Here is a 214-nt window from a genome sequence, read left to right as displayed (position 1 = left end):
GGGCGTGGCCTGGTCCGCGCCGCGATCACCATGACCGTGGGCAGGTGGGCCCGCTCGGCGGCCTCGCCCACCAGCGCCGGGCGGCCGTAGAAGCCCGCGCAGCCGGCCAGGCCGAGCTGCCCGCCGGCCTGCCGCCAGGAGTGGCTGCCGCCGAAGCAGAAGCCCACGGTGACGACGGGCAGATCGGCTCCGTGCGCCGCCGCAGCTCCGCCAT

General features: G+C 78.0%; 1 protein-coding gene. It reads right to left on the bottom strand.

The window, feature by feature from the left end:
- A partial coding sequence (locus tag A6V29_RS10415; RefSeq protein ID WP_249933157.1) for a dienelactone hydrolase family protein occupies positions 1-214 on the bottom strand: 214 nt, incomplete at both ends.

It is taken from the genome of Blastococcus sp. CCUG 61487 (genome assembly GCF_005222955.1).
Classification (GTDB): Bacteria; Actinomycetota; Actinomycetes; order Mycobacteriales; family Geodermatophilaceae; genus Blastococcus.
This window is presented reverse-complemented; position numbering and strand designations above follow the sequence as displayed.